The following is a 24,913-nucleotide window of genomic DNA, read 5'->3' as shown; positions in this document are numbered from 1 at the left end:
CGCTCGAATGGTGCAATGGTAACAAAATCTTGCGGCTCAGAGCTGTTGCAGCGTATCGAGCAACACCTGCACCTTGGTCAGTGATTCGGTGTATTCATCCTCCCAGTTCGAGTCGGCCACTACCGCGCCGCCGCCCCAGCAACTGACCTGGCCATCTTTGACCAACAGGCTGCGGATGGCGATAGAGCTGTCCATTTCGCCACGCACGTCCATGTACAGCATCGAGCCGCAATAGAAGCCGCGATGGTGCGGCTCCACCTCGTCGATGATCTGCATGGCGCGGATTTTCGGCGCACCGGTAATGGAGCCGCCCGGGAAACTGCCGGCGATCAGGTCCAGCGCGTCGTTACCGGCGGCCAGCATGCCAGTGACGCTGCTGACCATGTGGTGCACGTTGGGGTAGCTCTCCAGTGCGAACAGTTCCGGCACCTTGACCGAGCCGATCCGGCAGGTGCGGCCCAGGTCGTTGCGCAGCAGGTCGACGATCATCAGGTTCTCGGCACGGTCCTTGGCGCTGGCCAGCAGTTCGGCACCATTGGCCGCATCTTGTGCGGGTGTCGTACCACGAGGGCGCGTGCCCTTGATCGGGCGGGCCTCGACCTGGCCGTCGCGCGCTTGAATGAAGCGCTCCGGGGAGAGGCTCAGCAGGGTGCTGCCGTCGGCCAGCGGCATGAACGCCGAAAACGGCGTCGGGCAGGCCGCCCGCAGAGCGCGATAGGCGCTCCAGGCATCCCCCTGGCAAGGAGCGCGAAAGCGCTGAGTGAGGTTGATCTGGTAGCAATCGCCAGCCTGGATGTAGGCCTGGATGCGTTCGAAGGCGCTTCGATATTGATCGGGCGTCCAGTCGCCAGTCATGGCGTGGCCCAGCTTGAAGGGGTAGCTCATGTGGGGGCGGGCTTTGCCCACGAGATCTGCGTGCGCGGCAAATAATTCGGTCAGGCGGGTACGCTCCTGCTCCGCCAGCGCCGGATGAAACACCAGCTGCGAGGTGCGCAGCCGATGATCGCTGATCAGCGCCCAGCCATAGACACCTAACTGTGCGTCTGGCAATTGCAAGTCATCGACGCTGTTGCCGGCGATGTTTTCCAGCCGACGTCCAAAGTCGTAGCTGAGGTAGCCGATCAGGCCTCCAGCGAACGGCAGGTCCAGGCCCTCTGGCAGCCGGGCCGTGCCCAGAGCGGCGAGGCTGGCGCGCAGCCGCTGGATGAACGCTGCCCCGGCTTCTTCAGCGGCGGGTTGCAATTGTTGCAATGGCCAGGCGCTCAGCAGGTCGAAGCGCCCACGCTCGGCCCCTGGCCGGGCGCTGTCGAGGAGCACGGCGCCGGGCGCGTGACGGATTGCCTCGAACCACAGGGTGGCATCGGCATGATAGGTCAAAGAGTGAAGGTGGCAGAGGGGCATGCGGGATCGTCTGGCAGGCGAAAGCGCCCTATTGTAAAGGTTTTGGGGCGGGTCGGCTTTTTCCACATGAACGGGTCATTGCCTGGGCTGCTCCGGCGGCGACGAGGGGCGCGTGGACAACCTCTCTGTTTGCTATTTGAACCGCCGCTCCACGCCTTTCTCGACAAGGATCTTGGCCGAGATCTCTTCCACCGAAAAATGCGTCGAGTTGATATGTGGAATGTTTTCCCGACGGAACAGACTTTCGACCTCGCGCACCTCGAACTCGCACTGCGCGTAACTCGAATAGCGGCTGTTGGGCTTGCGTTCATGACGGATCGCCGTCAGTCGGTCAGGGTCGATGGTCAGGCCGAACAACTTGTGCTGGTGGGCCTTGAGCGCCGGCGAAAGTTGCAGACGCTCCATGTCGTCTTCGGTCAGCGGGTAATTGGCCGCGCGGATGCCGAACTGCATCGCCATATAAAGGCAGGTGGGCGTCTTGCCGCAACGCGAAACTCCGACCAGAATCAGGTCTGCCTTGTCGTAGTAGTGGGTGCGGGCGCCGTCGTCGTTGTCGAGGGCGAAGTTCACCGCTTCGATGCGCTCCATGTAGTTGGCGTTGTGGCTGATCGAGTGGGATTTGCCCACCGAGTACGACGAATGCGCGTTGAGCTCCATCTCCAGCGGTGCGAGGAAGGTCGAGAAAATGTCGATCATGAAGCCGTTGGAGGTTGCCAGCACCTCGCGGATGTCCTGGTTGACGATGGTGTCGAAGATGATTGGGCGCATGCCGTCACGCTCGGCGGCGGCATTGATCTGCTGGACCGTGGCGCGGGCTTTTTCGACACTGTCCACGTAGGGCCTGGTGAACTTGTTGATGGTTATGTTTTCGAATTGCGCTAAGAGACTTTGGCCCAGTGTTTCAGCGGTGATGCCGGTGCCATCAGAGATAAAGAATGCCGATCGTTTCATTATGCGTACTGGGCCTTAAGTGAAAGGAGAGTTGTGTATATGATAGGCGCGTTTCCACGGTCTTGAATGATGGCTACCGTCAGCGTTTCGCGGCCCCGGTCACAATGCTCGGAACGCGCTGCTGCATCGCGTCGCGCGGCTCCAGGTTTTTCCTGCACACACAATACTTACAGTCAGTGGAGAGATCACCTTGGTAGAGTACGTAGTTTCCCTCGACAAGCTCGGCAAACACGACGTTGAGCGCGTGGGGGGCAAGAACGCATCCCTGGGCGAGATGATCAGCAATCTGGCAGGTGCCGGGGTGTCGGTGCCTGGCGGCTTTGCGACGACGGCTGAAGCCTATCGTGATTTCCTCGAACAGAGCGGCCTCAACGCCCAGATCCACGCCGCGCTCGACGCGCTGGATGTCGATGACGTCAATGCCCTCGCCAAGACCGGCGCGCAGATCCGCACATGGATCATGGATGCCGAATTCCCCGAACCCCTCAACGAGGCGATTCGTACCGCGTTCGCCGAGCTGTCCAAAGGCAATCCGGACATCGCCGTGGCAGTGCGCTCCTCGGCCACCGCCGAAGACTTGCCGGATGCTTCCTTCGCTGGCCAGCAAGAGACCTTTCTGAACATCCGCGGCGTCGAAAACGTCATCCGCGCGGCCAAGGAGGTGTTCGCGTCCTTGTTCAACGACCGAGCGATTTCCTACCGCGTGCATCAGGGTTTCGACCACAAGCTGGTGGCGTTGTCGGCTGGCGTGCAGCGCATGGTGCGCTCCGAAACCGGTACCGCCGGGGTGATGTTCACCCTTGATACCGAGTCGGGCTTCCGTGACGTGGTGTTCATCACCGGCGCCTACGGGTTGGGCGAGACCGTGGTGCAGGGCGCCGTCAACCCTGACGAATTCTATGTGCACAAGCACACCCTCAAGGGCGGTCGCCCGGCGATCCTGCGCCGCAACCTGGGCAGCAAGGCCATCAAGATGATCTACGGCGACGAGGCCAAGGCCGGTCGCTCGGTCAAGACCGTCGACGTCGACAAGGTCGAGCGCGCGCGTTTCTGCCTGAGTGACGCTCAGGTCAGCGAGCTGGCCAAGCAGGCGATGATCATCGAAGAGCACTACGGTTGCCCGATGGACATCGAATGGGCCCAGGACGGTGACGACCAACAGCTCTATATAGTGCAGGCCCGCCCTGAAACCGTGAAGAGCCGCTCGAGCGGCAATGTCATGGAACGCTACCTGCTCAAGGAAAAAGGCAAGGTGCTGGTCGAAGGCCGGGCCATCGGTCAGCGCATCGGCGCCGGCAAGGTGCGGATCATTCACGACGTATCCGAGATGGACAAGGTCCAGCCCGGCGACGTACTGGTGTCGGACATGACCGACCCGGACTGGGAGCCGGTCATGAAGCGCGCCAGCGCCATCGTCACCAACCGCGGCGGGCGTACCTGCCATGCCGCGATCATCGCCCGCGAGCTGGGCATCCCGGCGGTGGTCGGCTGCGGCAACGCTACTCAGTTGCTGGTGGACGGGCAGGGCGTGACGGTGTCCTGTGCCGAAGGCGACACCGGTTATATCTTCGAAGGCGAGCTGGGTTTCGACATCAAGCAGAACTCCGTGGACGCCATGCCCGAGCTACCGTTCAAGATCATGATGAACGTCGGCAACCCCGACCGCGCCTTCGACTTCGCTCAGTTGCCCAATGCCGGTGTCGGCCTGGCGCGCCTGGAGTTCATCATCAACCGCATGATCGGCGTGCATCCCAAGGCGCTGCTCAACTACGCCGGCTTGCCGCCTGAGATCAAGGACAGCGTCGACAAGCGTATCGCCGGCTACAACGACCCGGTGGGCTTCTACGTCGAGAAACTGGTCGAAGGCATTAGCACCCTGGCGGCAGCGTTCTATCCGAAGAAGGTCATCGTGCGGCTGTCGGACTTCAAGTCCAACGAATACGCCAACCTGATCGGCGGCAAGCTGTACGAGCCGGAAGAAGAGAACCCGATGCTGGGCTTCCGGGGTGCCTCGCGGTATATCAGCGAGTCGTTCCGTGACTGCTTCGAGCTCGAATGCCGTGCTCTCAAGCGCGTGCGCAACGAGATGGGCCTGACCAATGTCGAGATCATGGTGCCGTTCGTGCGCACTCTGGGCGAGGCGTCGCAGGTGGTCGATCTACTCGCCGAGAACGGCCTGGCGCGCGGCGACAACGGCCTGCGCGTGATCATGATGTGCGAATTGCCGTCCAACGCGATCCTGGCCGAAGAGTTCCTGGAGTTCTTCGATGGCTTCTCGATCGGCTCTAACGACCTGACCCAGTTGACCTTGGGGCTGGATCGCGATTCGGGGATCATCGCGCACTTGTTCGACGAGCGAAATCCGGCGGTCAAGAAGCTGCTCGCCAATGCCATCGCCGCCTGCAACAAGGCTGGCAAGTACATCGGCATCTGTGGCCAGGGGCCTTCGGATCATCCGGACCTGGCCAAATGGCTGATGGAGCAGGGGATCGAGAGCGTCTCGCTCAATCCCGACTCGGTGTTGGAAACCTGGTTCTTCCTGGCAGAGAAAGAGGCCGGGGTCTGATATCCTGATCGCGCCTGGCCGTGTGGTGGGGTGGCAGTGCCGGCCTCTTCGCCGACAAGCCGCGCGCCCACAGGGTGAACTCCGGATTGGATTCACCCTGTGGGTGCACAGCTTGCTGGCGAAAGCGCTATTGCAGGCACCCCATCAATCCATCCCTACCGCAGTCCGGTCAAATGGCGACTTTTTCCCGTTCTGGTCAATTCCCATTCTATGCAAAGCAGCAGTCAACTTTTCCCCGTGGCCTTGCTCAGCGCCGACCGGCGTGGTGATCTGAGCGAGGATGTCTACCGCATCAAGGCGGCCAACAGTCCGGATGCCAGTGTCGAACTGGCCGTTACCCGTCTGGGGCTCGCGGATCAGCCCGCCGCTCGCGGCATCCCGGTCATCCTGCTGCATGGCAGCTTTGCCAACCGACGCTTCTGGTATTCGCCCAAGGGCATCGGCCTGGGTGCCTGGTTGGCACGCCAGGGTTTCGATGTGTGGATCCCGGAGATGCGCGGTCATGGTCTGTCGCCGCGCAATATCGACTACAAACGCAATCGCGTGGCCGATTACGCGCAGTACGATTTGCCGGTCATCAATGCCTTTGTCCTCGAACAGAGCGGTCGCAAGCCGCACTGGCTCGGCCATTCGCTGGGCGGTACGACCCTGGCCGCGGCACTGGGAGGGCGTTACCTCACTGACGAACAGGTGGCTTCGGTGGCCCTGTTCGGCAGCCAGATCACGCGCAATTACTGGCCTTTGAAAGTTCCGCCGGTGGCGTGGGCGGGGCGTTTGTTGCTCAAGCGGTTCCCTCATCTGTCGGGCGCGCGTTTCAAGCGCGGGCCGGAGGACGAGCCCATCGGTCTGGTGCTGGAAGTCATGCGCTGGTACGGCCTGTTCGGCAAATTTGGCGATCGGCATAGCGACTGGTGGGCGGGGCTGGCGGACAACAGCATCGCAGTCATGGCGGTTGCGGCGGCGGGGGATCGGCAGGATCCGGTCGAGGAGTGTCGCCGGCTTTTTGATCAGTTCGGTGGCGACAGCAAGCGCTTTGTCGAGTTGGGGCGCGAGGGCGGGTACAGCGAAGACTTCGGCCATGTCGAGATGCTGGTCAGCAAACCGGCTCAGGCTGAGGTCTGGCCGCTGGTTGTCCAGTGGCTTCGGGATAACGAGCAGTTGGAAACGAATACGTTGCAACAAGCTGTATGAATTGATCGGCCGTTGCGGCCTCTTCGCCGCAAAACCATTTGCCCGAACTAGGTCTAGACTGCAAACGCGTCTCCCATCCTTGCGTGACAGGAGTTACCCCATGCATTACCTCACACCCGATCTGTGCGATGCGTATCCCGATCTGGTCACCGTGCTGGAGCCGATGTTCAGCAATTTCGGTGGTCGCGACTCCTTTGGCGGTGAGATCGTCACGGTCAAGTGCTTCGAGGACAACTCCCTGGTCAAGTCCCAGGTTGAGCTCGATGGCAAAGGCAAGGTGCTGGTAGTCGACGGTGGCGGCTCGTTGCGCTGTGCACTGCTCGGCGACATGCTGGCCGAGAAGGCCGCGCATAACCACTGGGAAGGGCTGGTGATCTACGGCTGCATCCGCGATGTCGACATGATCGCGCAACTCGACGTCGGGGTGCAGGCGCTGGCCACTCATCCGCGCAAGACCGACAAGCGCGGCATCGGCGACCTCAATGTCGTCGTGCATTTCGCCGGTGTCACGTTTCGCCCCGGAGAATTCATCTACGCCGATAATAACGGCGTTATCGTATCGCCCGAACCGCTGAAAATGCCGGAATAACCCGTAGTACTGCTGTGGAGTGAGGATGTTCGAGGAAGAAAACGCGCAGTGGGGGCTGGTGCATGCCCTGGTGCTGGACGGCAAGGGTGGTGCGCGTGCAATAGCTAGAGCCGAGATCGATGACCTTGTGTTGCAGCCGGCCGAGAGCCTTTGGCTGCACTGGGATCGTGGCCATCCACAGACCCAGAGCTGGCTGCGCACCAGCAGCGGGCTCAATGCGTTCACCTGTGACCTGCTGCTCGAGGAGAACACCCGCCCCCGCCTGCTGCCGTTGCCGGACTGCCAGTTGCTGCTGTTTTTGCGCGGGGTCAACCTCAATCCCGGAGCCGAGCCCGAGGATATGGTCTCGGTGCGCATTTTTGCCGAGGCGCAGCGGGTGGTGTCGCTGCGCTTGCGACCCCTGCGGGCCACCGACGAGCTGCTGACCCAGTTGCAGGCCGGTGTCGGGCCGAAGACGGCCTCTGAGGTCATCCTGTATCTGGCGCAATACCTGACCGAGAAGGTCCAGGCGCTGGTGGGCGATCTGTCCGAGGCCGTGGATAACGAAGAAGACAAGGTCGATGCCGATGAGCGCTACGCCCCCGAGCACGGCAGTCTGTTGCACTTCCGCCGACGGGCTGCTGGGCTGCGGCGCTTTCTGGCCCCGCAACGCGATATCTACGCGCAATTGGCGCGCCACAAACTGCCGTGGTTCGAAGATGACGACGGTGACTATTGGAACGAGCTGAACAACAGCCTGATTCGTTACCTCGAGGAGCTGGAGTTGACTCGTGAGCGTGTCGGGTTGCTGCTGGAGGCCGAAGATCGACGCCTCAGCGAGCGCATGAACCGCACCATGTACCGTTTCGGCGTGGTGACCGGGGTGTTTTTGCCCATGACCTTTATTACCGGCTTGCTGGGCATGAACGTCGGCGCGATTCCTTTGGCGCAAAGCCCCCATGGTTTCGAGATTGCCTGTTCATTGATGATGCTGGTCGCGGTAGGGCAGTGGTGGCTGTTTCGGCGTTTGCGTTGGGTGTGAGCATGCGGTAGGTAACCAGGCGGTTACAAAAATATTGGACGCGCGTTCCGTGTCGATGTGACCCATGGCGGCCGTGGCTCGTCTTTGAATGAAATTCGCGAGGTGCCCATGGTCGATCCGTTTGAAGAGTCCCTGCGCGACATGCTCAATGCATCCTCGTCCACTCGCGACCACGATGCCTCTTTGGGCCGGGTGTTGAAGACTGCCAACCGTCAGGTGGGTGCGCAGGACCTGTTCAGCCTGATGGGGCGTTGGTTGCAGGCCTGCATGATTGCGGTCAATAACGGTTCCGGGCATGTTGCGCCGGTATCGCGGCGTACTATCTCTGCGCAACCCGCAGATAAGGCTGACTGAATATGCAACTCGATCTCTGGACGCAGAGCCTGGTCACCGCCATGACGGCGTTGTGGACCAAAATCGCCAACTTCATCCCCAACCTGTTCGGGGCGCTGGTGGTGGTGCTGCTCGGGTTCGTGGTGGCCAAGCTGCTCGACACCTTGCTGTCCAAGCTGCTGGCCAAACTCGGCCTGGACCGCATCATGGGCGGCACCGGCCTGACCAAGTTGATGAGCCGCGCCGGTATCAAGGTGCCGATCTCGACGCTGGTGGGCAAGATCGTCTATTGGTTCGTGCTGTTGATTTTCCTTGTTTCAGCCGCCGAGTCCCTGGGTCTGCAACGAGTGTCGGCGACCCTCGACCTGCTGGCGCTGTATCTGCCCAAGGTGTTCGCCGGTGCGCTGGTGCTGCTGGTCGGTGTGCTGTTGGCACAACTGGCCAACGGCCTGGTGCGGGGCGCGGCCGAGGGCGTCGGGCTCGACTATTCAGCAGGTCTGGGGCGTGTCGCGCAGTGGCTGGTGATCATCATCAGCATCTCGGTGGCCATCAGCCAACTGGAGATCAAGACCGACCTGCTCAATCATGTGATCGTGATCGGGCTGATTACCGTTGGTCTGGCTGTGGCGCTGGCCATGGGGCTGGGCAGTCGTGATATCGCCAGTCAGATTCTTGCCGGCATTTATGTGCGCGAGCTGTACCAGGTCGGTCAGCATGTACGGGTTGGAGAGGTCGAAGGACAGATTGAGGAGATCGGCACGGTGAAGACCACCTTGCTGACCGACGAAGGCGAGTTGGTGTCGTTGTCGAACAGGATTTTGCTGGAGCAGCGTGTGAGTAGCCGCTAACCCGGCATTCCTGCTAATGTATGCCGCCGCAAAATGGCCCGATCTCCGGGTTGTGGCGGACATTGAACACTGCCGGCCCGACTTGTTTTGAATAACGTACATTCGCTGCCTTTGCGCTACGATCCCCGCGAGCTGACCGATGAGGAGCTGGTGGAGCGTTCGCACGTCGAACTGTTTCATGTGACGCGGGCGTATGAAGAGCTGATGCGGCGCTATCAGCGCACCCTCTTCAACGTTTGTGCACGCTATTTAGGGAACGATCGTGACGCCGACGATGTCTGTCAGGAGGTGATGCTGAAGGTGCTTTACGGTTTGAAGAATTTCGAGGGTAAGTCGAAGTTCAAGACCTGGCTCTACAGCATCACCTACAACGAGTGCATCACGCAGTACAGAAAGGAGAGGCGCAAGCGCCGCTTGTTGGATGCCCTGAGTCTCGACCCGGTCGAGGAAGCATCCGAGGAGACGACGCCCAAGCCAGAAGAAAGAGGCGGTCTTGACCGTTGGCTTGTGCATGTGAATCCGATAGATCGGGAAATTCTGGTGCTGCGATTCGTTGCGGAGCTTGAATTTCAGGAGATAGCCGACATCATGCACATGGGTCTGAGCGCCACCAAAATGCGTTACAAGCGCGCGTTGGACAAGCTACGAGAGAAATTTGCGGGAATGACTGAAACTTAGTTCATAGCAAATATCTCTAACCATTCGGCGAGTTCTGCTAGACTTGCCGACCAGTTGCCTCTGAATTTTTTGAGGCTGCTAACAATCACCAGATGGGGATTTAACGGATGAAACTGAAAAACACTTTGGGCCTGGCTATCGGTTCGCTGGTAGCTGCGACCTCTTTCGGCGTTCTGGCTCAAGGCCAAGGCGCAGTAGAAGGCGAAGCTTTCTACTCGAAGAACTACAACGACAGCGTCAAGCACGTTGAAGACGGCCGCACCGCCGGCGGTTCGATCGGTTACTTCCTGACCGACGACGTAGAACTGGTTCTGGGCTACGGCAAAACCAACTACACCCGTTCGAACGACGGTACCGGTTCGCAGAAGATCCACGGTGACACCGGTTCCCTGTCTGCTCTGTACCACTTCGGTGCTGTTGGCGACTCGATCCGTCCATACGTTTCCGGTGGCTTCGCTCACCAGAGCCTGAGCAACGTCGAAGCTGACGGCCACAGCGGTCGCGATCAGTCGACTTTCGCTACCATCGGCGCTGGCGCCAAGTGGTACTTCACCAACAACCTGTACGCTCGTGCCGGTGTTGATGCTTCGTACAAACTGGACAACGGCAAGTGGGACTACGCTCCTACCGTTGGCCTGGGTGTGAACTTCGGCGGCAGCGGCGGCAAGCACGAAGCAGCTCCTGCTCCTGCTCCAGTTGCTGATGTCTGCACCGACAGCGACAACGATGGTGTTTGCGACAACGTCGACAAGTGCCCTAACACTCCAGCCAACGTCACCGTTGACGCTACCGGTTGCCCGGCAGTGGCTGAAGTCGTTCGCGTTGAGCTGGACGTCAAGTTCGACTTCAACAAGGCTGTGGTCAAGCCTAACAGCTACGGTGATATCAAAAACCTGGCTGACTTCATGAAGCAGTACCCACAAACCACCACTACTGTTGAAGGTCACACTGACTCCGTCGGTCCTGACGCTTACAACCAGAAGCTGTCCGAGCGCCGTGCAAACGCCGTTAAGCAAGTTCTGACCAACCAGTATGGTGTTGAGTCGAGCCGCGTCAACTCGATCGGTTACGGTGAAACCCGTCCAGTCGCTGACAACGCCACTGAAGCTGGCCGCGCCGTTAACCGTCGCGTAGAAGCTAAAGTAGAAGCTCAAGCTAAGTAATTAGCCCACAGCTCCAGAAAAGCCCGGCTCAGGCCGGGCTTTTCTTTGCCTGCGATTTAGTGCGCCGGCTGCTACAATCCCTTTCCTCATTTCGTCTTGCCGAGTCCATTGCGCCCATGTACAACCTGGCCCGCCAGCTGCTGTTCAAACTGTCCCCGGAAACCTCCCACGACCTGTCCCTGGACCTGATCGGCGCCGGTGGCCGTCTCGGTCTCAACGGCCTGCTGACCAAGGCGCCAGCGGCATTGCCAGTCACGGTGATGGGCCTGCAGTTCGCCAACCCGGTAGGCCTTGCAGCGGGGCTGGACAAGAACGGTGCAGCCATCGACGGCTTCGCCCAGTTGGGCTTCGGGTTCGTCGAGATCGGTACCGTGACGCCGCGGCCTCAGCCGGGCAATCCCAAGCCGCGTATCTTTCGTCTGCCGGACGCGACCGCGATCATCAATCGCATGGGCTTCAACAACCTGGGCGTCGACAATCTGGTCGCTCGGGTACAGGCCAGCAAATACCGTGGCACGTTGGGGATCAATATCGGCAAGAACTTCGATACCCCGGTAGAGCGCGCAGTCGACGATTACCTGATCTGCCTGAACAAGGTTTACGCTCACGCCAGCTATGTGACCGTCAACGTCAGCTCGCCCAATACGCCGGGGCTGCGAAGCCTGCAGTTCGGCGAGTCGCTCAAGCAGTTGCTCGATGCGCTGGCGGTGCGTCGCCAGCAGCTCGCTCTTGAGTATGGCCGTCACGTACCGCTGGCGATCAAGATCGCCCCGGACATGAGCGATGAAGAAACCGCATTGGTGGCCAGCGCCCTGCTCGAGTCGGGAATGGATGCGGTGATCGCCACCAACACCACGCTCAGCCGTGTGGGTGTCGAAGGCTTGCCCCATGGCGATGAGGCGGGCGGCTTGTCCGGTGCGCCGGTGCTGCAACAGAGCACCCACATCGTCAAGGTGCTGGCTCAGGAGCTGGGCGGCAGGTTGCCGATCATTGCTGCGGGTGGTATCACCGAAGGGCGTCACGCGGCCGAAAAGATCGCCGCCGGGGCGAGTCTGGTGCAGATTTACTCGGGTTTCATCTACAAGGGGCCGGCGTTGATCCGCGAATGCGTGGACGCCATTGCGGCGCGTACGTTGTAATTTCGAGGCCAGCGCCATATCTCGAAATCATGGGGGATGGCGCAAAAAAGAGGGCCCCATCAAGGGGCCCTTTGGGCGCTAGCCCGCCGCCCGGGTCGGGCGTGCATGGTTAAACGAATAAAGTCGGTTCGCAGTCTTGCTCAGCCGACAGCGTGAAGTTCGTTGAGCCTGTGTATCCCCGCAGTGCCGGTCATACCGTCCCAGTTGTCGCCGCGTCCTTCGCGCCAGCCATTGATCCAGGCTTGACGAACCGACGGTAGAGTAAAAGGGCAAAGCTCGCGGGATTTGCCATGGATACCGTACTGGTAGCCGCGTAAAAATGCTCTTTCCAACGGATCACGCTTGAGTCTTCTCATAGGGTGTAGCCCTCACTTGTTGACTGTTATGTCCCGTCGACCTCAATAGGTCGGGCAGAATCTTTCTGCCGGTGCTGCGCTCGCTGCCGGCGTCGCGAGCCTGGATGTCGTCCCGTTGCGGTGGCGACTTGATGAGTTGTAAAGAAATGAGCAGGCGCTGGGAACGATCTTTTTGTCATAAGGCGGTAATGATTTTGTAGTCCTGACCATAAGTAAAAATTTGCGTCATCGCTCGCAGCGTTCAAACCCCGTATGATCAGGCCCTTGCATTGCTGTAGGGTCATCGTGCCATTGCGAATGATGGCTATTTGCACTGTAATGTTTGGCGACGAAGGGTCATGTTGCAACCGTTCGTCGTTGCTGAATCGAATACTCTGCTCACAAATCCAGGCTGGCCGTCGTCCGACGGTACTGGCGAACTTGTGGGTGGTGCGGCACCTTGAAGGTGTCACGCGGGCGCCTTGCTGGAAGGGCGCTTACTCAACCTGGAGACGGCAATGCGCTTGCCGCCTCAATGACTGCCAAGGCTTGGATTGACACATGTCGGATCGTTTTGAACTCTTTCTCACCTGCCCCAAAGGCCTTGAAGGCCTGCTCATCGAGGAAGCTACCGGCCTGGGCCTGGAAGAGGCCCGCGAGCACACCTCGGCGGTGCGCGGCATGGCCGACATGGAAACCGCCTACCGGCTGTGCCTGTGGTCGCGACTGGGTAACCGCGTATTGCTGGTACTCAAGCGCTTCCCGATGAAGGACGCTGAAGACCTCTATCACGGCGTGCACGATGTCGAGTGGGCGGACCATCTGTTGCCTGATGGCACCTTGGCGGTCGAGTTCAGCGGTAACGGTTCGGGCATCGACAACACTCACTTCGGCGCCCTGAAGGTCAAGGACGCCATCGTCGACAAACTGCGCACCGCCAGCGGCGAGCGCCCGAGTGTCGACAAGCTCAACCCTGATTTGCGCGTGCACCTGCGTCTGGATCGCGGCGAAGCTATCCTTTCCCTCGACCTGTCCGGCCACAGCCTGCACCAGCGCGGCTATCGCCTGCAGCAGGGCGCTGCACCGCTGAAGGAAAATCTCGCGGCGGCGATCCTCATCCGTGCCGGCTGGCCACGCATTGCTGCGGCGGGCGGCGCGCTGGCCGACCCGATGTGCGGTGTGGGGACCTTTCTGGTCGAGGCTGCCATGATCGCCGCCGACATGGCCCCCAACCTCAAGCGCACGCGCTGGGGCTTCAGCGCCTGGCTCGGCCACGTGCCGGCCCTGTGGCGCAAGCTGCACGACGAGGCGCTGGCTCGCGCGGCGGCCGGCTTGGCCAAGACACCAAGCTGGATCCGCGGCTATGAGGCGGATCCTCGGCTGATTCAGCCGGGGCGCAACAACGTCGAGCGCGCCGGCCTGAGCGACTGGATCAAGATCTACCAAGGCGAAGTGGCCACCTTCGAGCCGCGTCCGGACCAGAACCAGAAAGGCCTGGTCATCTGCAACCCGCCCTACGGCGAGCGGTTGGGCGATGAAGCGAGCCTGCTGTACCTCTATCAGAATCTCGGCGAACGCCTGCGCCAGGCGTGCCTGAACTGGGAGGCGGCGGTGTTTACCGGTGCCCCCGATCTGGGCAAGCGCATGGGTATTCGCAGCCACAAACAGTATGCGTTCTGGAACGGCGCCTTGCCTTGCAAACTGCTGCTGATCAAGGTCACCCCGGATCAGTTCGTCACCGGCGAGCGTCGCACTCCGGAACAGCGCCAGTTGGAGCGCGAACAGGCCGAACAGGTCGAGCAGTCCGCCCCCGTAGTCGACCCCTATGCGCGGGTCAACAAGAACGGCAACCCGGTCAAGCCGACTCCGGTTCCGGCGCCAGTGGTCGAGCAGCCTCGCCTCAGCGAAGGCGGGCAGATGTTCGCCAATCGCCTGCTCAAGAATCTCAAGGCGCTGGGCAAATGGGCCAAGCGCGAAGGCGTTGATTGCTACCGCGTCTACGATGCCGACATGCCCGAATATTCCCTGGCCATCGACCTGTATCACGACTGGGTGCACGTGCAGGAATATGCCGCACCCAAGTCAATCGATCCAGAGAAGGCTCAGGCGCGCCTGTTCGACGCCCTGGCGGCTATTCCCCAGGCCCTGGGGATCGACAAGAGTCGCGTGATCGTCAAGCGTCGTGAACGCCAGAGCGGCACGCGCCAGTACGAGCGCCAAAGTGCTCAGGGGCAGTTCACCGAGGTCAGCGAGGGCGGCGTCAAGCTGCTGGTCAACCTGACGGATTACCTGGACACCGGGCTGTTTCTCGATCATCGGCCGATGCGCCTGCGTATTCAGCGGGAGGCGGCCGGCAAGCGCTTCCTCAACCTGTTCTGCTACACCGCGACCGCCAGCGTTCATGCTGCCAAGGGCGGCGCCCGCAGCACCACCAGCGTCGACCTGTCGCGCACCTATCTGGACTGGGCGCGCCGCAACCTGTCGCTCAACGGTTTCTCCGACAAGAACCGTCTCGAGCAGGGCGATGTCATGGCCTGGCTGCAAGCCTGCCGGGACGAGTTCGAGCTGATTTTCATCGATCCGCCGACCTTCTCCAACTCCAAGCGCATGGAAGGGGTGTTCGACGTGCAGCGCGACCACGTGCAATTGCTCGATCTGGCCATCGCGCGTCTTGCGCCGGGCGGCGTGCTGTACTTCTCCAATAATTTTCGCAAATTCCAGCTCGACGAGCACCTGGCTACGCGCTACGTCGTCGAAGAAATCACCGCCCAGACCCTGGATCCGGACTTCGCCCGCAACACCAAGATTCACCGCGCCTGGAAAATTCAGGCCAAGTGATGCGTGCTCGGCTGGTGGCGGCCCCACCGACACGGACTGCTTCGCCCCGTTAGCGTGCAGTCCGTCGCAAAGTTGGATAAATCCACCGTCTGCGGCCAGGGCGCAGATGAAATGAGATGATAAGCCACTAGTCAAAGTAGTGGCATATCGCTATAACTCGGTTCAAGCCATGCGAACGCTTTGCTTTGCTGGCGTACCGAGTCCTGCCTATGTCACAGACTGGCGCGCGCCCCAGAATTCTCGGCTTTATCAGCGTGGATGCGGCTGCGTGGCTGGTGGCCGTAGTGGTGTGTACCGGCGGCCTCGTCAGCACCGGGCTGATCGCCTGGTCGAGCTACGACAGCTTCCAGCGCCAGCTGCGTCAGCGCTTCGAATTGCTCGCGGGCGAGCGCTTCACGCGTATCGAAGAGCGCTTTACCGATCAGGTCCAGCGCCTCGATGGGGTGCGCCGCTTTATCGTCTATTCCCAGGCGGTCAGCCGGGATGAATTCAACGGTTACGTCAAACCCCTGCTGGGCCGCACCCTGGCCTACAGCTGGGCGCCGCGCGTTGCCCGCAGTGAGCGTGAGGCCTTCGAGCGCGACGCGCGGGCCGAAGGTATCGCCAGCTTCAGCATTCGCGATCTGGCAGGCAACGGGCAGCTGGTGCCCGCCGCACGGCGGGACGAATACCTCCCGGTGTTCTTCACCCAGAGCAAAGTGCAAGCGGATGTGCCTCTGGGCTATGACATGCTCACCAACGAACCGCGGCGTCAGACCTTCGAGCGCGCCCAGGCCATCGGCAGTTTTGCCCTGTCCCCGCCCGTGGTGCTGGTGGGGTTGAGGGAGGAGGACAGCCACGGCATGTTGATGGTTGCGCCGGTCACCGGCCCTAGTCGAGGCGATCCATTGCTGGCGCGGCCAGTTCCGGGTTTTGTCAGCGCTATCATCAGTGTGCCGTTGCTGATGACGGACGGCCTGCCGACCCCGGCGGACGACAATCTGCAGGTCCGTATTCGCGATCTGGCCGCGCAGACGACCGATGCGCTGTTGTTTCAATCACCTGTCGCCGCGACCGAGTTGAATCTGTCGGCCATCCATTTCATGACCTTGGGGGATCGCTCCTACGAAATCATGTTGCGGCCCAGTAATGTCTTCGCTCACGCCAACCGCTCCAACGCACAGCTGACCGTGCTGCTGCTGGGCAGCTTGCTCAGCGTGTTGCTCAGCACCTTGCTGTACAGCTTGATCAGTCAGCGTCAGCGCGCGCTGGCGTTGGTGCACGAGCGCACGATTCAATTGCAGGAACGCGATCGGCTCTTGCAAAAACTCAGCGCCGAAGTACCCGGCGGGATTTATCAGTATCTGAAGACCGCCAATGACACCGAGCGCTTCACCTACGCCAGCAAGGGGCTGCTGGATATTTTCGAGCTGTCCACTCAAGACCTGGTACTCGATACGCGCCGGATGCTGGAGCGCTTGCACCCGGATGATCTCGATCAGGTCAACAAATCCATCAACTGGTCCCGCGAGCACCTGAGTCGCTGGCGCGAAGAGTTTCGTGTCGTCGTTCCGCGGGCGGGCCTGCGCTGGGTTCGTGGCGAGGCGACACCTGAGCGACTGGACGATGGCGGAACGCTCTGGCACGGCTACTTCACTGATATTTCCGATCTCAAGCGGGTGGAGGAAGAGCTGCAGGCGCTGTCGATTACCGACGCGCTGACCGGTATCTATAACCGCCGGTATTTCCAGGAACGGCTCAAATCCGAGCTCAGCCGCGCCGAGCGTGACGGCACCGAGCTGTCGGTGATCATGCTGGACATAGATCACTTCAAGCTGATCAACGATCAATACGGACACGCCGAGGGCGATCGGGCGCTGCAGTCGCTGTGCCAGCGCATCGCCCAGCGCCTGCGTCGCGGCGATGTGTTCTGCCGGTTGGGGGGCGAGGAGTTCATGGTGCTGTGCCCGGGCAGCAGCAGCGATCAGGCCTATGCGCTGGCGCTGGAACTGTGGCAAGGATTGCGCGCAGCGCCTACCGATGGCGTCGGCGTGGTAACCGCGAGCTTCGGTATCGCCAGCTGGCGCCGCGGGGAGGGGGCCGACACCTTGCTGCTGCGCGCCGACTCTGGCGTCTATGCGGCCAAGCAGGCTGGACGCGATCGCGTCCAGGCGCAGTTGCCCTGAGGGCGATCAGTTCTGCAGCGAGATCGACGATGTGTTGCTCGCGGGCTGGCGATACAAGTCCAGCAGCACCTGGTCGAGCACCGACGACGTGCCCCACGGCTTGGGGTCATTGAGGATGGCCACGACCGCCCACGTCGTGCCGTTATCGTCGCGGCTAAAGCCGGAGATCGCGCGAACGGTGTTCAAGGTGCCCGTCTTGATATGGCCTTCGCCGGCCATGGCCGTAGTCTTGAGGCGCTTGCGCATGGTGCCGTCCATGCCCACCAGCGGCATCGAGCTCATGAACTCGGCCTGGTAGGGGCTTTGCCATGCCGACTGCAGCATCATCGCCATTTCCCGGGCGCTGACCCGTTCGTCACGGGATAGCCCGGAGCCGTTTTCCATGACCAGGTGGGAAGCGGTGATGCCTTTTTTCGCCAGCCATTGGCGAATCATCCGCTGAGCTGCCTTGGCATCATCGCCGTCGGCGTCGCTGCGATACTGCGCGCCAATGCTCAGGAACAGCTGCTGGGCCATGGTGTTGTTGCTGTATTTGTTGATGTCGCGAATGATCTCCGCCAGATCCGGGGAGAACGCTCGGGCCAGCAATGTGGCGGTCTTCGGTACTTCACCCTGGCGGTCGTGGCCCTGGATGCTGCCACCGAGCTCGTTCCAGATGGCGCGAACCGCTCCGGCGGCGTATTCAGGATGATCGAGCAGCGACAGATAAGTCTGCGAGCTGCAGCCTTCAGCCAACTGTCCGCTCACCACCACCGATATGCCATCGGCCTGAGGCACGAGGTTGTAGCGCACATCGGCGCCGCATTTGCTGCCCGGGATGGCCTTGACCTGATTGTCGATATGAATGGTGGCGATCGGTGGCTCAACCGATACGCTGACCTTGCCCGCGTCGTTGCGGGCGATGAAACGCATGGCCTTGAGGTTGATCATCAGCGCGTCGGGCTTGACCAGGAACGGCTTGTTGTCGTCGCCGCCATCGTCGTTGAAGTCCGGCAACTGCGGCTGGATGAAGTAGCTGCGATCGAGCACGAGGTCGCCGGTGATCTGCCGCACGCCGTTATTGCGCAGATCGCGCATCAGCAGCCAGAGTTTTTCCAGGTTGAGCTTCGGATCGCCGCCGCCCTTGAGGTAAAGATTGCCGTTGAGGATGCCGCTGTCGAGTTTACCGTCGGTGTAGAACTCGGTTTTCCACTGGTAGTTGGGGCCCAGCAGTTCCAGCGCTGCATAGGTGGTCACCAGTTTCATGGTCGACGCCGGATTGACCGACACGTCGGCGTTGAACACCGTTGGCGTGCCGGGGCCGCTCAAGGGCACCATGACCAGCGACAGGGCATTGTCGTCCAGTTTGGCGGCCCGCAGCGCCTGCTGAACCTTGGGCGGCAGGGTGGTGTTGAGCGGGGCGGCGGAGAGGGAGAACGTCAGCGGCAGCAGAAAGCCGGCCAGCAACAATGGACGTAAAGATTTGATCATCTGCACTAAGACTCTGCATGAAGAGGTGAAAAGTCGAGGGCGAAGAAAGATGAAGGCCCTCGTTCCAAAAATGTGCGGGGGCATTATGCCCTGCGTGGTCGCCCGTAGCGAGGGCAGGGCAACGAAGGTTCGGCAATCTTCGGCATAAACTGCTAAAGTGCCGCGCGTTATTACTCAAGAGGATTGTATTCATGGCCACTAATCGTTCCCAACGTCTGCGCAAAAAACTCTGCGTCGATGAATTCCAGGAGCTGGGTTTCGAGCTGAACCTCGAGTTCAAGGAAGGGCTGGCTGAAGAGGCAATCGATGCATTCCTCGAAGCGTTCCTGAAAGACGCCATGGAGGCCAATGGCCTTGGCTATGTCGGCGGCGATGACTTCGGTCTGGTTTGCCTCGAGAAGCGCGGCTCGGTCAGCGAAGAGCAACGTGCCACTGTCGAAGCCTGGCTCAAGGCGCGTAGCGAACTGACCAGCGTTGAAGTCAGCCCGTTGCTGGATGTCTGGTATCCAGAAAAGCCGATCAATCCGGTTGCCTGATGCCCTGGCCGGCGGACGCCCTTGCGGGTGGTCCGCCGGTCATTCATTCGCTTTGCCGTTCCAGATATCGATGTAGATAGGCCCGCGCGGTCAGCGTTCGCCACCGCCTGCTTTTACCCGAGTCACCAAGGGTGTTTCATACCTCCAGTTTCCCCACGGATGCCGCCAATGGCTGCGGTTCATGCCCGACGATGCCAGCTGCCGCGGTGCTGATCACTGCGCGAATGAACGCAATGCGATCAGGGCCCAGGGTGTCCGTTTCCGTCAGCATGCCGGTGTCGCGGTGCAGCAGCACCAGCAGGCCCACCAGTTGTTGGCCACGATTGCGCAACGGGATCGCCACCAAGTGTACGCGTGGGCTTTGCAGGCGGCTCATGAGGACTTGCAGGTCTTGGGCGTTTTCGAACCCCAGGGAGGTCACCAAGGCCGTGCTGCCACTGCAGGCCTGGCGCATCCAGTCCGGAGCGTCGAGGTCGGTAGCCAGGCGCGAGCGCAGATTCAATGTCGATGGCGCCAGGCGCTGCTGCTGGATGATTACGCCACTGACCGACAGTCGCGGGCCGCTCTCATCGATCTGATAAATCAGCCCGCCATGGGCTTGGCTGACCATCAAGGTCTCTTCCAGCAGATGCTGCAACAGCGGCGCGAACTGCGGTTCGGCGCACAGGCGACTGGCAACGCTGAAGAATTCGCCTAGGGTGCCTTTCATGCGCTGCATGGCGGTGGTCAGTTCATCCACCTCAAGCACCGCCGAAGGCTGGCTCAGGCAACGCTCGAATTCAAAGCGCCTTACGCTTTCGGCCTCTTTCACCAGCGCCCGCATCGGTCGTACCATGAGGCGCGCCGCCAGCCAGCCGAATGGCAAGCACAGCAGCAACGCAGTCAGTGTCAACAGGGCGCCGTTGCGCCGCAGCCGATACGCGTCCGCCAGCAGTTCGTCCTCGGGCATCAATAACGCCAGTTGCAAGCCTCCCGGGCCGCCTTCCGGCTGCAGACTGTGGGCGATAATCCAGGTGCGGCCCGTGACCGTCAGGCGCTGGTCGGCGGGCACACCCTGGGCCAGGAGTTTGGCCAGTACCGGTGACAGATCGGCGACCCTGGCCAGATGCGGAGTCCCGCCTTCGACCACTAGCTGGCTGCTGTCGGGATAAGCGACCGCATTGCCCTGTGGGTCATAGAGCACGGCCTGGGTGCTCGGGGTGATTTTGTGCTTGCTCAGCGTGGCGCTCAGTTGCGCCAGGGTCAGGTCTGCGGCAATTACCGTACCGGCGCTGCTGCGCCTGGCCAAGGTAGTCCCCACCTGATGGCCGGAGTAGAACACATAGGGAGCCGTTGTGATCGCGCCGTCATGGTTGTTGGCATCCATGAACCAAGGGCGTTTGCGCGGATCGTAGGGTTCGTTGCTATTTTGCTGGCGGGTTATCAGTTGTAGCTGATTGTCATAGAACAGCGACTGCGAATGCGCCATGCCTTGAGCGTCACGCTCGACGCTCCAGATTTGCAACTGTGCACCATTCGGCGCCTTGAGCAGCGTTTTAAGGGCATCGGTGCGTAACGGCCGGACCATGAAGAAGCTGCCGTCGATGTCGCCGATGAATAGCGAGGTGAGATTCGGATTGTCGGTCAGCGCCTGGTTGAAGGGTGCCAGCAGCTTCAGGCGCTGCTCCAGCGGAGCGTGGGTGCCGGGATCGGCCAAGGCCAACAGGTTGAGCACGTTGCGGATAGGTTGATAGGTGTTTTGCAGGTCGAGGCGTACATCCTGATCGAGCCGGGCAAAGAGTTGCTGGCTACTGCCGAGAATGATCTGCGACGCTTGGCGATAGTTGAAGAGGCCCAGCAGGGTGCCAATCAACAGCAGCATCAGGGTCAACATGGCGCTGATGTGAACGTGCAAGGGAAAGCGGCGTCGCGTGGGCCAGTGCATCGAGAATCTCTCCTGAGGGATGCGTCGGCTGGCGCCAGTGTGTGCCGCTTTCAGGGGGGCGCAAGGCAGGCGGGCAGTCCTGGTTGGCGATAATGTCAATTTGATGCTGCTGTGACAAGCCTGACGCACTGAATGCCGCGATTGCTGGATAACCCCGCGCGGTCATATGCCTTCATACCAGCCCATGACGTTTGGCCAATTCGATAAGGTCGATGGCCGAGTCGATCTGCAACTTTAGCATCAGGCGTTTTTTATAGGTGCTGACCGTTTTGTTACTTAAAAACATACTTTCGGCAATCTCGTGATTGGTACGGCCTTGGGCGTACAGTTGCAGCACCATCAGCTCTCGATCATTGACCAGTTTGAATAACCCCATTTCTTTTGAATGTTCAGCGCAACGGGCAGGGGCGGCCATGGCGTCCCTGGGGAAGTAGTTATAGCCGGACAATATCGCCTTGATTGCGCTCAGCAGTTCGGTTGGGTCTTCCTTTTTGCTGACAAATCCGGATGCGCCTTGGCCGATACAACGTCGAGTGAAGTGCTCTGGCGGTTGCACCGTCAATATCAGCGTCCGCACAGGCTGGTTCATGGCTCTTAGGCGCGCTAGTAGCTCCAGCCCGTCGAGACGCGGCATCTGGATATCGAGGAGTAACAGGTCAGGACTGGTTTCGCGCACCATCTGGATGGCATCGGCACCATTGTCGGTTTCGCCGGCTATTTGATAACCGGCGTCTTCCAGTACCTTGCGCATACCGAAGCGAATGACTGGATGGTCGTCAACGATGAATATCGAATGCATAGTGCGCTCCAGGCTGGGCACGAATGGTGTTCGCACATTAGCGCAGTTGTAGCGAGGGGCACATATGGATAGGTGGTTGTAGTGCTTATATAAGAAAATTCCTACTGGAAAAGTATGCGGTAAATATAAATTCAATAATCTTGGGTGTTGTCAATCGGGGTGATTGATTCTGATTGTGTCTATGTGCCGAGCCGGATTTGGCGCGGCGGGCGTGCAAGCAGGGAGATATCAGCGCCCCTTGCGGTCGATGCCGCAAGGGGGGGGCTCATACGGGGCTCGAGCGGCCGGTCATTTCCCGGGCCATCTCGCTGGCATAGCTGTCGGTCATGCCGGCAATAAAGTCGATGACCCGCATGAACGAGGTGTGTAATGGCACTCCCGGAATCGGCGCATTGTTGCCCAGCAGGTCCAGAATACGCCGGCTCTTGAACGAAGGTGCACCGCCGTCGTGTTGTTCCAGAGCCGCTCCGCAGAAGGCGTTGAGGAGGATTTCCAGGGTGGTATAGGCGCCTATTTCATGCAGCGTCTTGCGCTTGTCCTGGAAGATCTTCTTGCGGGCCATGTCCTTGGCGCTCAGCACGCAGCGTTTGGCCGGACCGTGCATGTGCTCGACCAGATCACCCGGCAAGGTGCCGGCCAGCAAGGCTTCCTGCTGCTCGACGAAGGCCCTGGCTGCCGCGTTGGTCAGGTGCTCGATGGCCTTGCCGCGCAAGATTGCCAGCTTGCGTCGGCGAGAATCGCCTGGGCCCAGTTGGCGGTAAGTCTCGGGAAGATCATCGCCCACCAGCCCGAGCAGCAGCGCTTCGACCTCCGCGTATTCGAGCAGATCCATCTCCAGGCCATCTTCAAGGTCGATCAGTGCGTAGCAGATGTCGTCGGCGGCCTCCATCAGGTACACCAGCGGATGGCGCGCCCAGCGTTGGTCTTCGATCTGCGACAGGCCGAGTTTGTGGGTGATCTGCTCGAGCAAAGGCAGCTCGCTCTGGTAACAGCCGAACTTGTGCTTCTTGTAGCCCAGCGAATCGGCATGGCGCGCCGTCCAAGGGTACTTGAGAAAGGTCCCCAGCGTGGCGTAGGTGAGCCGGGTGCCGCCATCGAACTGGTGGTACTCAAGCTGGGTGAGCACGCGAAAGCCTTGGGCGTTGCCTTCGAAGTTGAGGAAGTCCGCACGTTCGGCGAGGCTCATCGCATCGAGCCAGCCACGGCCTGCCGCCTGATGGAACCAGCTGCGGATGGCGTCTTCGCCGGAGTGGCCGAAAGGCGGGTTGCCGATGTCGTGGGCCAGGCAGGCGGATTGCACGACCATGCCCAGGTCGCTGGGGTCGCACCACTGGGGCAGGCGGTCGCGCAGGGTTTCGCCCACGCGCATGCCCAGCGAGCGGCCGACGCAGCTGACCTCCAGTGAATGGGTCAGACGCGTGTGGATATGATCGTTGCTGGTGACAGGATGCACCTGGGTCTTGCGCCCGAGGCGGCGGAAGGCACCGGAGAAGATGATCCGGTCGTGGTCCTTGTGAAAAGGGCTGCGGCCCAGCTCCTCGGCGCTGTGCAGGACCTTGCCGAGGCGTTCACGGTTAAGCAGTTCAGGCCAATCCAAGGCGAGGCACTCCAATACGGTAACAAGCACCTAGCTTCAGGCCTGGCGCGTCGTCGCGCAAGGGTGGCAGGCGTATCTGCATGTATCCTCGGCCATCGGCCTGGCGCGGACCTATAGCACAGCAGCGTCCACGTCGATCAGCAGCAAGCGGTTACCGTTGTCGAAGAACTGCCCCGCGGTCAGGCAATACTGGTTGCTGGTGGCGTCGCGATAGGTGCTGGAGAGGATCAGCCGACGCTCGTCCCAACCCTCGGCCAGCAGGTGGTAGAAGTAGGGGCGCCACGACCAGTTGTGGCCCAGATAGCTGGCGTCGGTCTGCCAGGCGTTGTCACGCCATTCGTGGTTGGGGGTCAATTGCGTGCCTTGCCGATCGCATTGGTAGAAACGCAGTAGCCAGGGGCTGTCGACGAAGTGCGGCAATTCGCTGATCGGTGCATTGGCGCTGGCCCAGGTCTGCAGATGGCCCATAAGTGTGACCAATTGCTTGCGCAGGGTCATCAGCCGGGCGCGTTCATCGACTTTGCGCGCCACGTAGTGTTCGCGCAATTCGGCGAAGCGGCTGACGAAGGCGTCAGGATCGAAGAAGTGCGGTTCGGCGCGGGCGAACAGGTAGCCCTGCACGTAGCGGGAACCGCATTCGAGCGCGAAATCCAGCTCGGCTTCGGTCTCGACGCCTTCGGCGATGATCCAGCAGCCGGTCTTTTCCGCCATCAGCGCCAGCGCTTTGACCACCTCACTGCTAGGGCCGCCTCGGGCGGCGGCCTGGAACAGACGCATATCAAGCTTGAGAATGTCCGGTTGCAACGCCAGCACGCGGTCGAGTTGCGAGTAGCCGGCGCCGAAGTCGTCGATGGCAATCCGCGCGCCTACTTCACGGTAGCGGCGTACCACTTCGCTCAGGCGTTCGGTATCGCCATTGAATTCGGTGATTTCGAAAACGATCCGCTGCGGGTCGATGCCGTGTCGTTCCAGCTGCCGCAGGCTGGGCAGAGCTTGTCCAGGCTTGAGGCGGCTGATCCAGCGCGGCGACATGTTGAGGCTCAGGAACCAGTCCTCGGGGACTTCCTTGAGTCTGCTCAGGGCGTTGTCGCGGATCATGCGGTCGAGCTTGCGCAGTGTCGCTGCTGGTGTGCGTGGGTCGGCGAAGAGAGGGCCGACCGAGGACAATTGGCCGTCGGCCTGACGCAAGCGCCCCAAGGCCTCAATTCCAGCGATACGACCCGTGGCGGTGTCGATAAACGGCTGGAAACATGCGAGCGGTTGCCCGTCGATCACGGCGACTCCTTAAACACTGTGGGTTTTTGCTGCGGATGGTGCAGGCGTCAGACGCCATTACGGCCGTCGATGCGCAGGGCGCACGACAGCCGTA

At 60.9% G+C, this 24,913-nt stretch carries 20 protein-coding genes; 12 read left to right on the top strand and 8 right to left on the bottom strand.

Features of this window, described 5'->3' with window-relative positions:
• Positions 1-36: 36 nt before the first annotated feature.
• Positions 37-1,401, bottom strand: a complete 1,365-nt coding sequence (gene pabB, locus LIX93_RS24030) for an aminodeoxychorismate synthase component I (protein WP_226506564.1) — start codon at positions 1,399-1,401, stop codon at positions 37-39.
• A 132-nt stretch (positions 1,402-1,533) separates the two neighbouring features.
• Positions 1,534-2,352: a pyruvate, water dikinase regulatory protein gene (locus LIX93_RS24025; RefSeq protein ID WP_226506563.1), complete on the bottom strand. Its 819-nt coding sequence runs from the start codon at positions 2,350-2,352 to the stop codon at positions 1,534-1,536.
• A 190-nt stretch (positions 2,353-2,542) separates the two neighbouring features.
• Here LIX93_RS24025 and ppsA point away from each other — a divergent pair, with 190 nt between their 5' ends.
• From ppsA to LIX93_RS23980, 9 genes are all read left to right on the top strand, one after another.
• On the top strand, positions 2,543-4,918 hold the full coding sequence (gene ppsA, locus LIX93_RS24020; protein ID WP_226506562.1) for a phosphoenolpyruvate synthase: 2,376 nt from the start codon (positions 2,543-2,545) through the stop codon (positions 4,916-4,918).
• Between the two features lie 210 nt (positions 4,919-5,128).
• On the top strand, positions 5,129-6,109 hold the full coding sequence (locus tag LIX93_RS24015) for an alpha/beta fold hydrolase (protein ID WP_226506561.1): 981 nt from the start codon (positions 5,129-5,131) through the stop codon (positions 6,107-6,109).
• Between the two features lie 100 nt (positions 6,110-6,209).
• Positions 6,210-6,698: a ribonuclease E activity regulator RraA gene (gene rraA, locus LIX93_RS24010; RefSeq protein WP_226506560.1), complete on the top strand. Its 489-nt coding sequence runs from the start codon at positions 6,210-6,212 to the stop codon at positions 6,696-6,698.
• Between the two features lie 25 nt (positions 6,699-6,723).
• Entirely contained in the window at positions 6,724-7,719 is a 996-nt protein-coding gene (locus LIX93_RS24005) for a zinc transporter ZntB (protein WP_226506559.1), read from the top strand.
• 108 nt (positions 7,720-7,827) lie between these two features.
• On the top strand, positions 7,828-8,073 hold the full coding sequence (locus tag LIX93_RS24000) for a CrfX protein (protein WP_226506558.1): 246 nt from the start codon (positions 7,828-7,830) through the stop codon (positions 8,071-8,073).
• Between the two features lie 2 nt (positions 8,074-8,075).
• Complete coding sequence (locus tag LIX93_RS23995) at positions 8,076-8,900, top strand: mechanosensitive ion channel domain-containing protein (RefSeq protein WP_226506557.1); 825 nt, start codon at positions 8,076-8,078, stop codon at positions 8,898-8,900.
• Between the two features lie 87 nt (positions 8,901-8,987).
• Positions 8,988-9,578, top strand: coding sequence for an RNA polymerase sigma factor SigX (gene sigX, locus LIX93_RS23990; protein ID WP_226506556.1), 591 nt, complete (start codon positions 8,988-8,990; stop codon positions 9,576-9,578).
• Positions 9,579-9,685: 107 nt separating this feature from the next.
• The gene (locus LIX93_RS23985) at positions 9,686-10,741 is read left to right on the top strand and encodes an OmpA family protein (protein ID WP_226506555.1); all 1,056 of its coding nucleotides are present in this window, start codon (positions 9,686-9,688) and stop codon (positions 10,739-10,741) included.
• Positions 10,742-10,857: 116 nt separating this feature from the next.
• The gene (locus LIX93_RS23980; protein WP_226506554.1) at positions 10,858-11,880 is read left to right on the top strand and encodes a quinone-dependent dihydroorotate dehydrogenase; all 1,023 of its coding nucleotides are present in this window, start codon (positions 10,858-10,860) and stop codon (positions 11,878-11,880) included.
• A 140-nt stretch (positions 11,881-12,020) separates the two neighbouring features.
• On the opposite strand, the gene LIX93_RS23975 is transcribed toward LIX93_RS23980, so the two are convergent.
• Complete coding sequence (locus LIX93_RS23975; protein WP_008368461.1) at positions 12,021-12,236, bottom strand: ribosome modulation factor; 216 nt, start codon at positions 12,234-12,236, stop codon at positions 12,021-12,023.
• 540 nt (positions 12,237-12,776) lie between these two features.
• Between LIX93_RS23975 and rlmKL the strand changes: the two genes are divergently transcribed.
• The gene (gene rlmKL, locus LIX93_RS23970) at positions 12,777-15,053 is read left to right on the top strand and encodes a bifunctional 23S rRNA (guanine(2069)-N(7))-methyltransferase RlmK/23S rRNA (guanine(2445)-N(2))-methyltransferase RlmL (protein WP_226506553.1); all 2,277 of its coding nucleotides are present in this window, start codon (positions 12,777-12,779) and stop codon (positions 15,051-15,053) included.
• Between the two features lie 209 nt (positions 15,054-15,262).
• Positions 15,263-17,218, top strand: coding sequence for a diguanylate cyclase (locus LIX93_RS23965; RefSeq protein ID WP_226506552.1), 1,956 nt, complete (start codon positions 15,263-15,265; stop codon positions 17,216-17,218).
• 6 nt (positions 17,219-17,224) lie between these two features.
• On the opposite strand, the gene dacB is transcribed toward LIX93_RS23965, so the two are convergent.
• Positions 17,225-18,688 carry a D-alanyl-D-alanine carboxypeptidase/D-alanyl-D-alanine-endopeptidase gene (dacB, locus tag LIX93_RS23960; protein WP_226506551.1) on the bottom strand — a complete coding sequence of 488 codons (1,464 nt, stop codon included), beginning with the start codon at positions 18,686-18,688 and terminating at the stop codon, positions 17,225-17,227.
• 191 nt (positions 18,689-18,879) lie between these two features.
• Between dacB and LIX93_RS23955 the strand changes: the two genes are divergently transcribed.
• Positions 18,880-19,224: a YggL family protein gene (locus LIX93_RS23955; RefSeq protein WP_226506550.1), complete on the top strand. Its 345-nt coding sequence runs from the start codon at positions 18,880-18,882 to the stop codon at positions 19,222-19,224.
• Positions 19,225-19,360: 136 nt separating this feature from the next.
• Here the strand turns inward: LIX93_RS23955 and LIX93_RS23950 are convergent, their stop codons facing one another.
• The 4 genes from LIX93_RS23950 to LIX93_RS23935 form a co-directional block, all read right to left on the bottom strand.
• A complete protein-coding gene (locus tag LIX93_RS23950) occupies positions 19,361-21,148 on the bottom strand; it encodes a cache domain-containing protein (protein ID WP_226506549.1) in 1,788 nt (595 codons plus the stop codon).
• A 172-nt stretch (positions 21,149-21,320) separates the two neighbouring features.
• Positions 21,321-21,947 (bottom strand): response regulator transcription factor, encoded by a 627-nt coding sequence (locus tag LIX93_RS23945; RefSeq protein WP_226506548.1) that lies wholly within the window; start codon positions 21,945-21,947, stop codon positions 21,321-21,323.
• A gap of 265 nt (positions 21,948-22,212) precedes the next feature.
• Positions 22,213-23,544 (bottom strand): deoxyguanosinetriphosphate triphosphohydrolase, encoded by a 1,332-nt coding sequence (locus tag LIX93_RS23940; RefSeq protein ID WP_226506547.1) that lies wholly within the window; start codon positions 23,542-23,544, stop codon positions 22,213-22,215.
• 111 nt (positions 23,545-23,655) lie between these two features.
• Positions 23,656-24,819, bottom strand: coding sequence for an EAL domain-containing protein (locus LIX93_RS23935; protein ID WP_226506546.1), 1,164 nt, complete (start codon positions 24,817-24,819; stop codon positions 23,656-23,658).
• Positions 24,820-24,913 lie beyond the last annotated feature (94 nt).

Origin of the sequence: Pseudomonas sp. MWU16-30317 (genome assembly GCF_020515695.1) — a bacterium.
In the GTDB taxonomy this organism is placed as follows: Bacteria; Pseudomonadota; Gammaproteobacteria; order Pseudomonadales; family Pseudomonadaceae; genus Aquipseudomonas.
The sequence above is the reverse complement of the archived record's forward strand: the minus strand, read 5'-3'. Positions and strand labels throughout refer to the sequence as shown.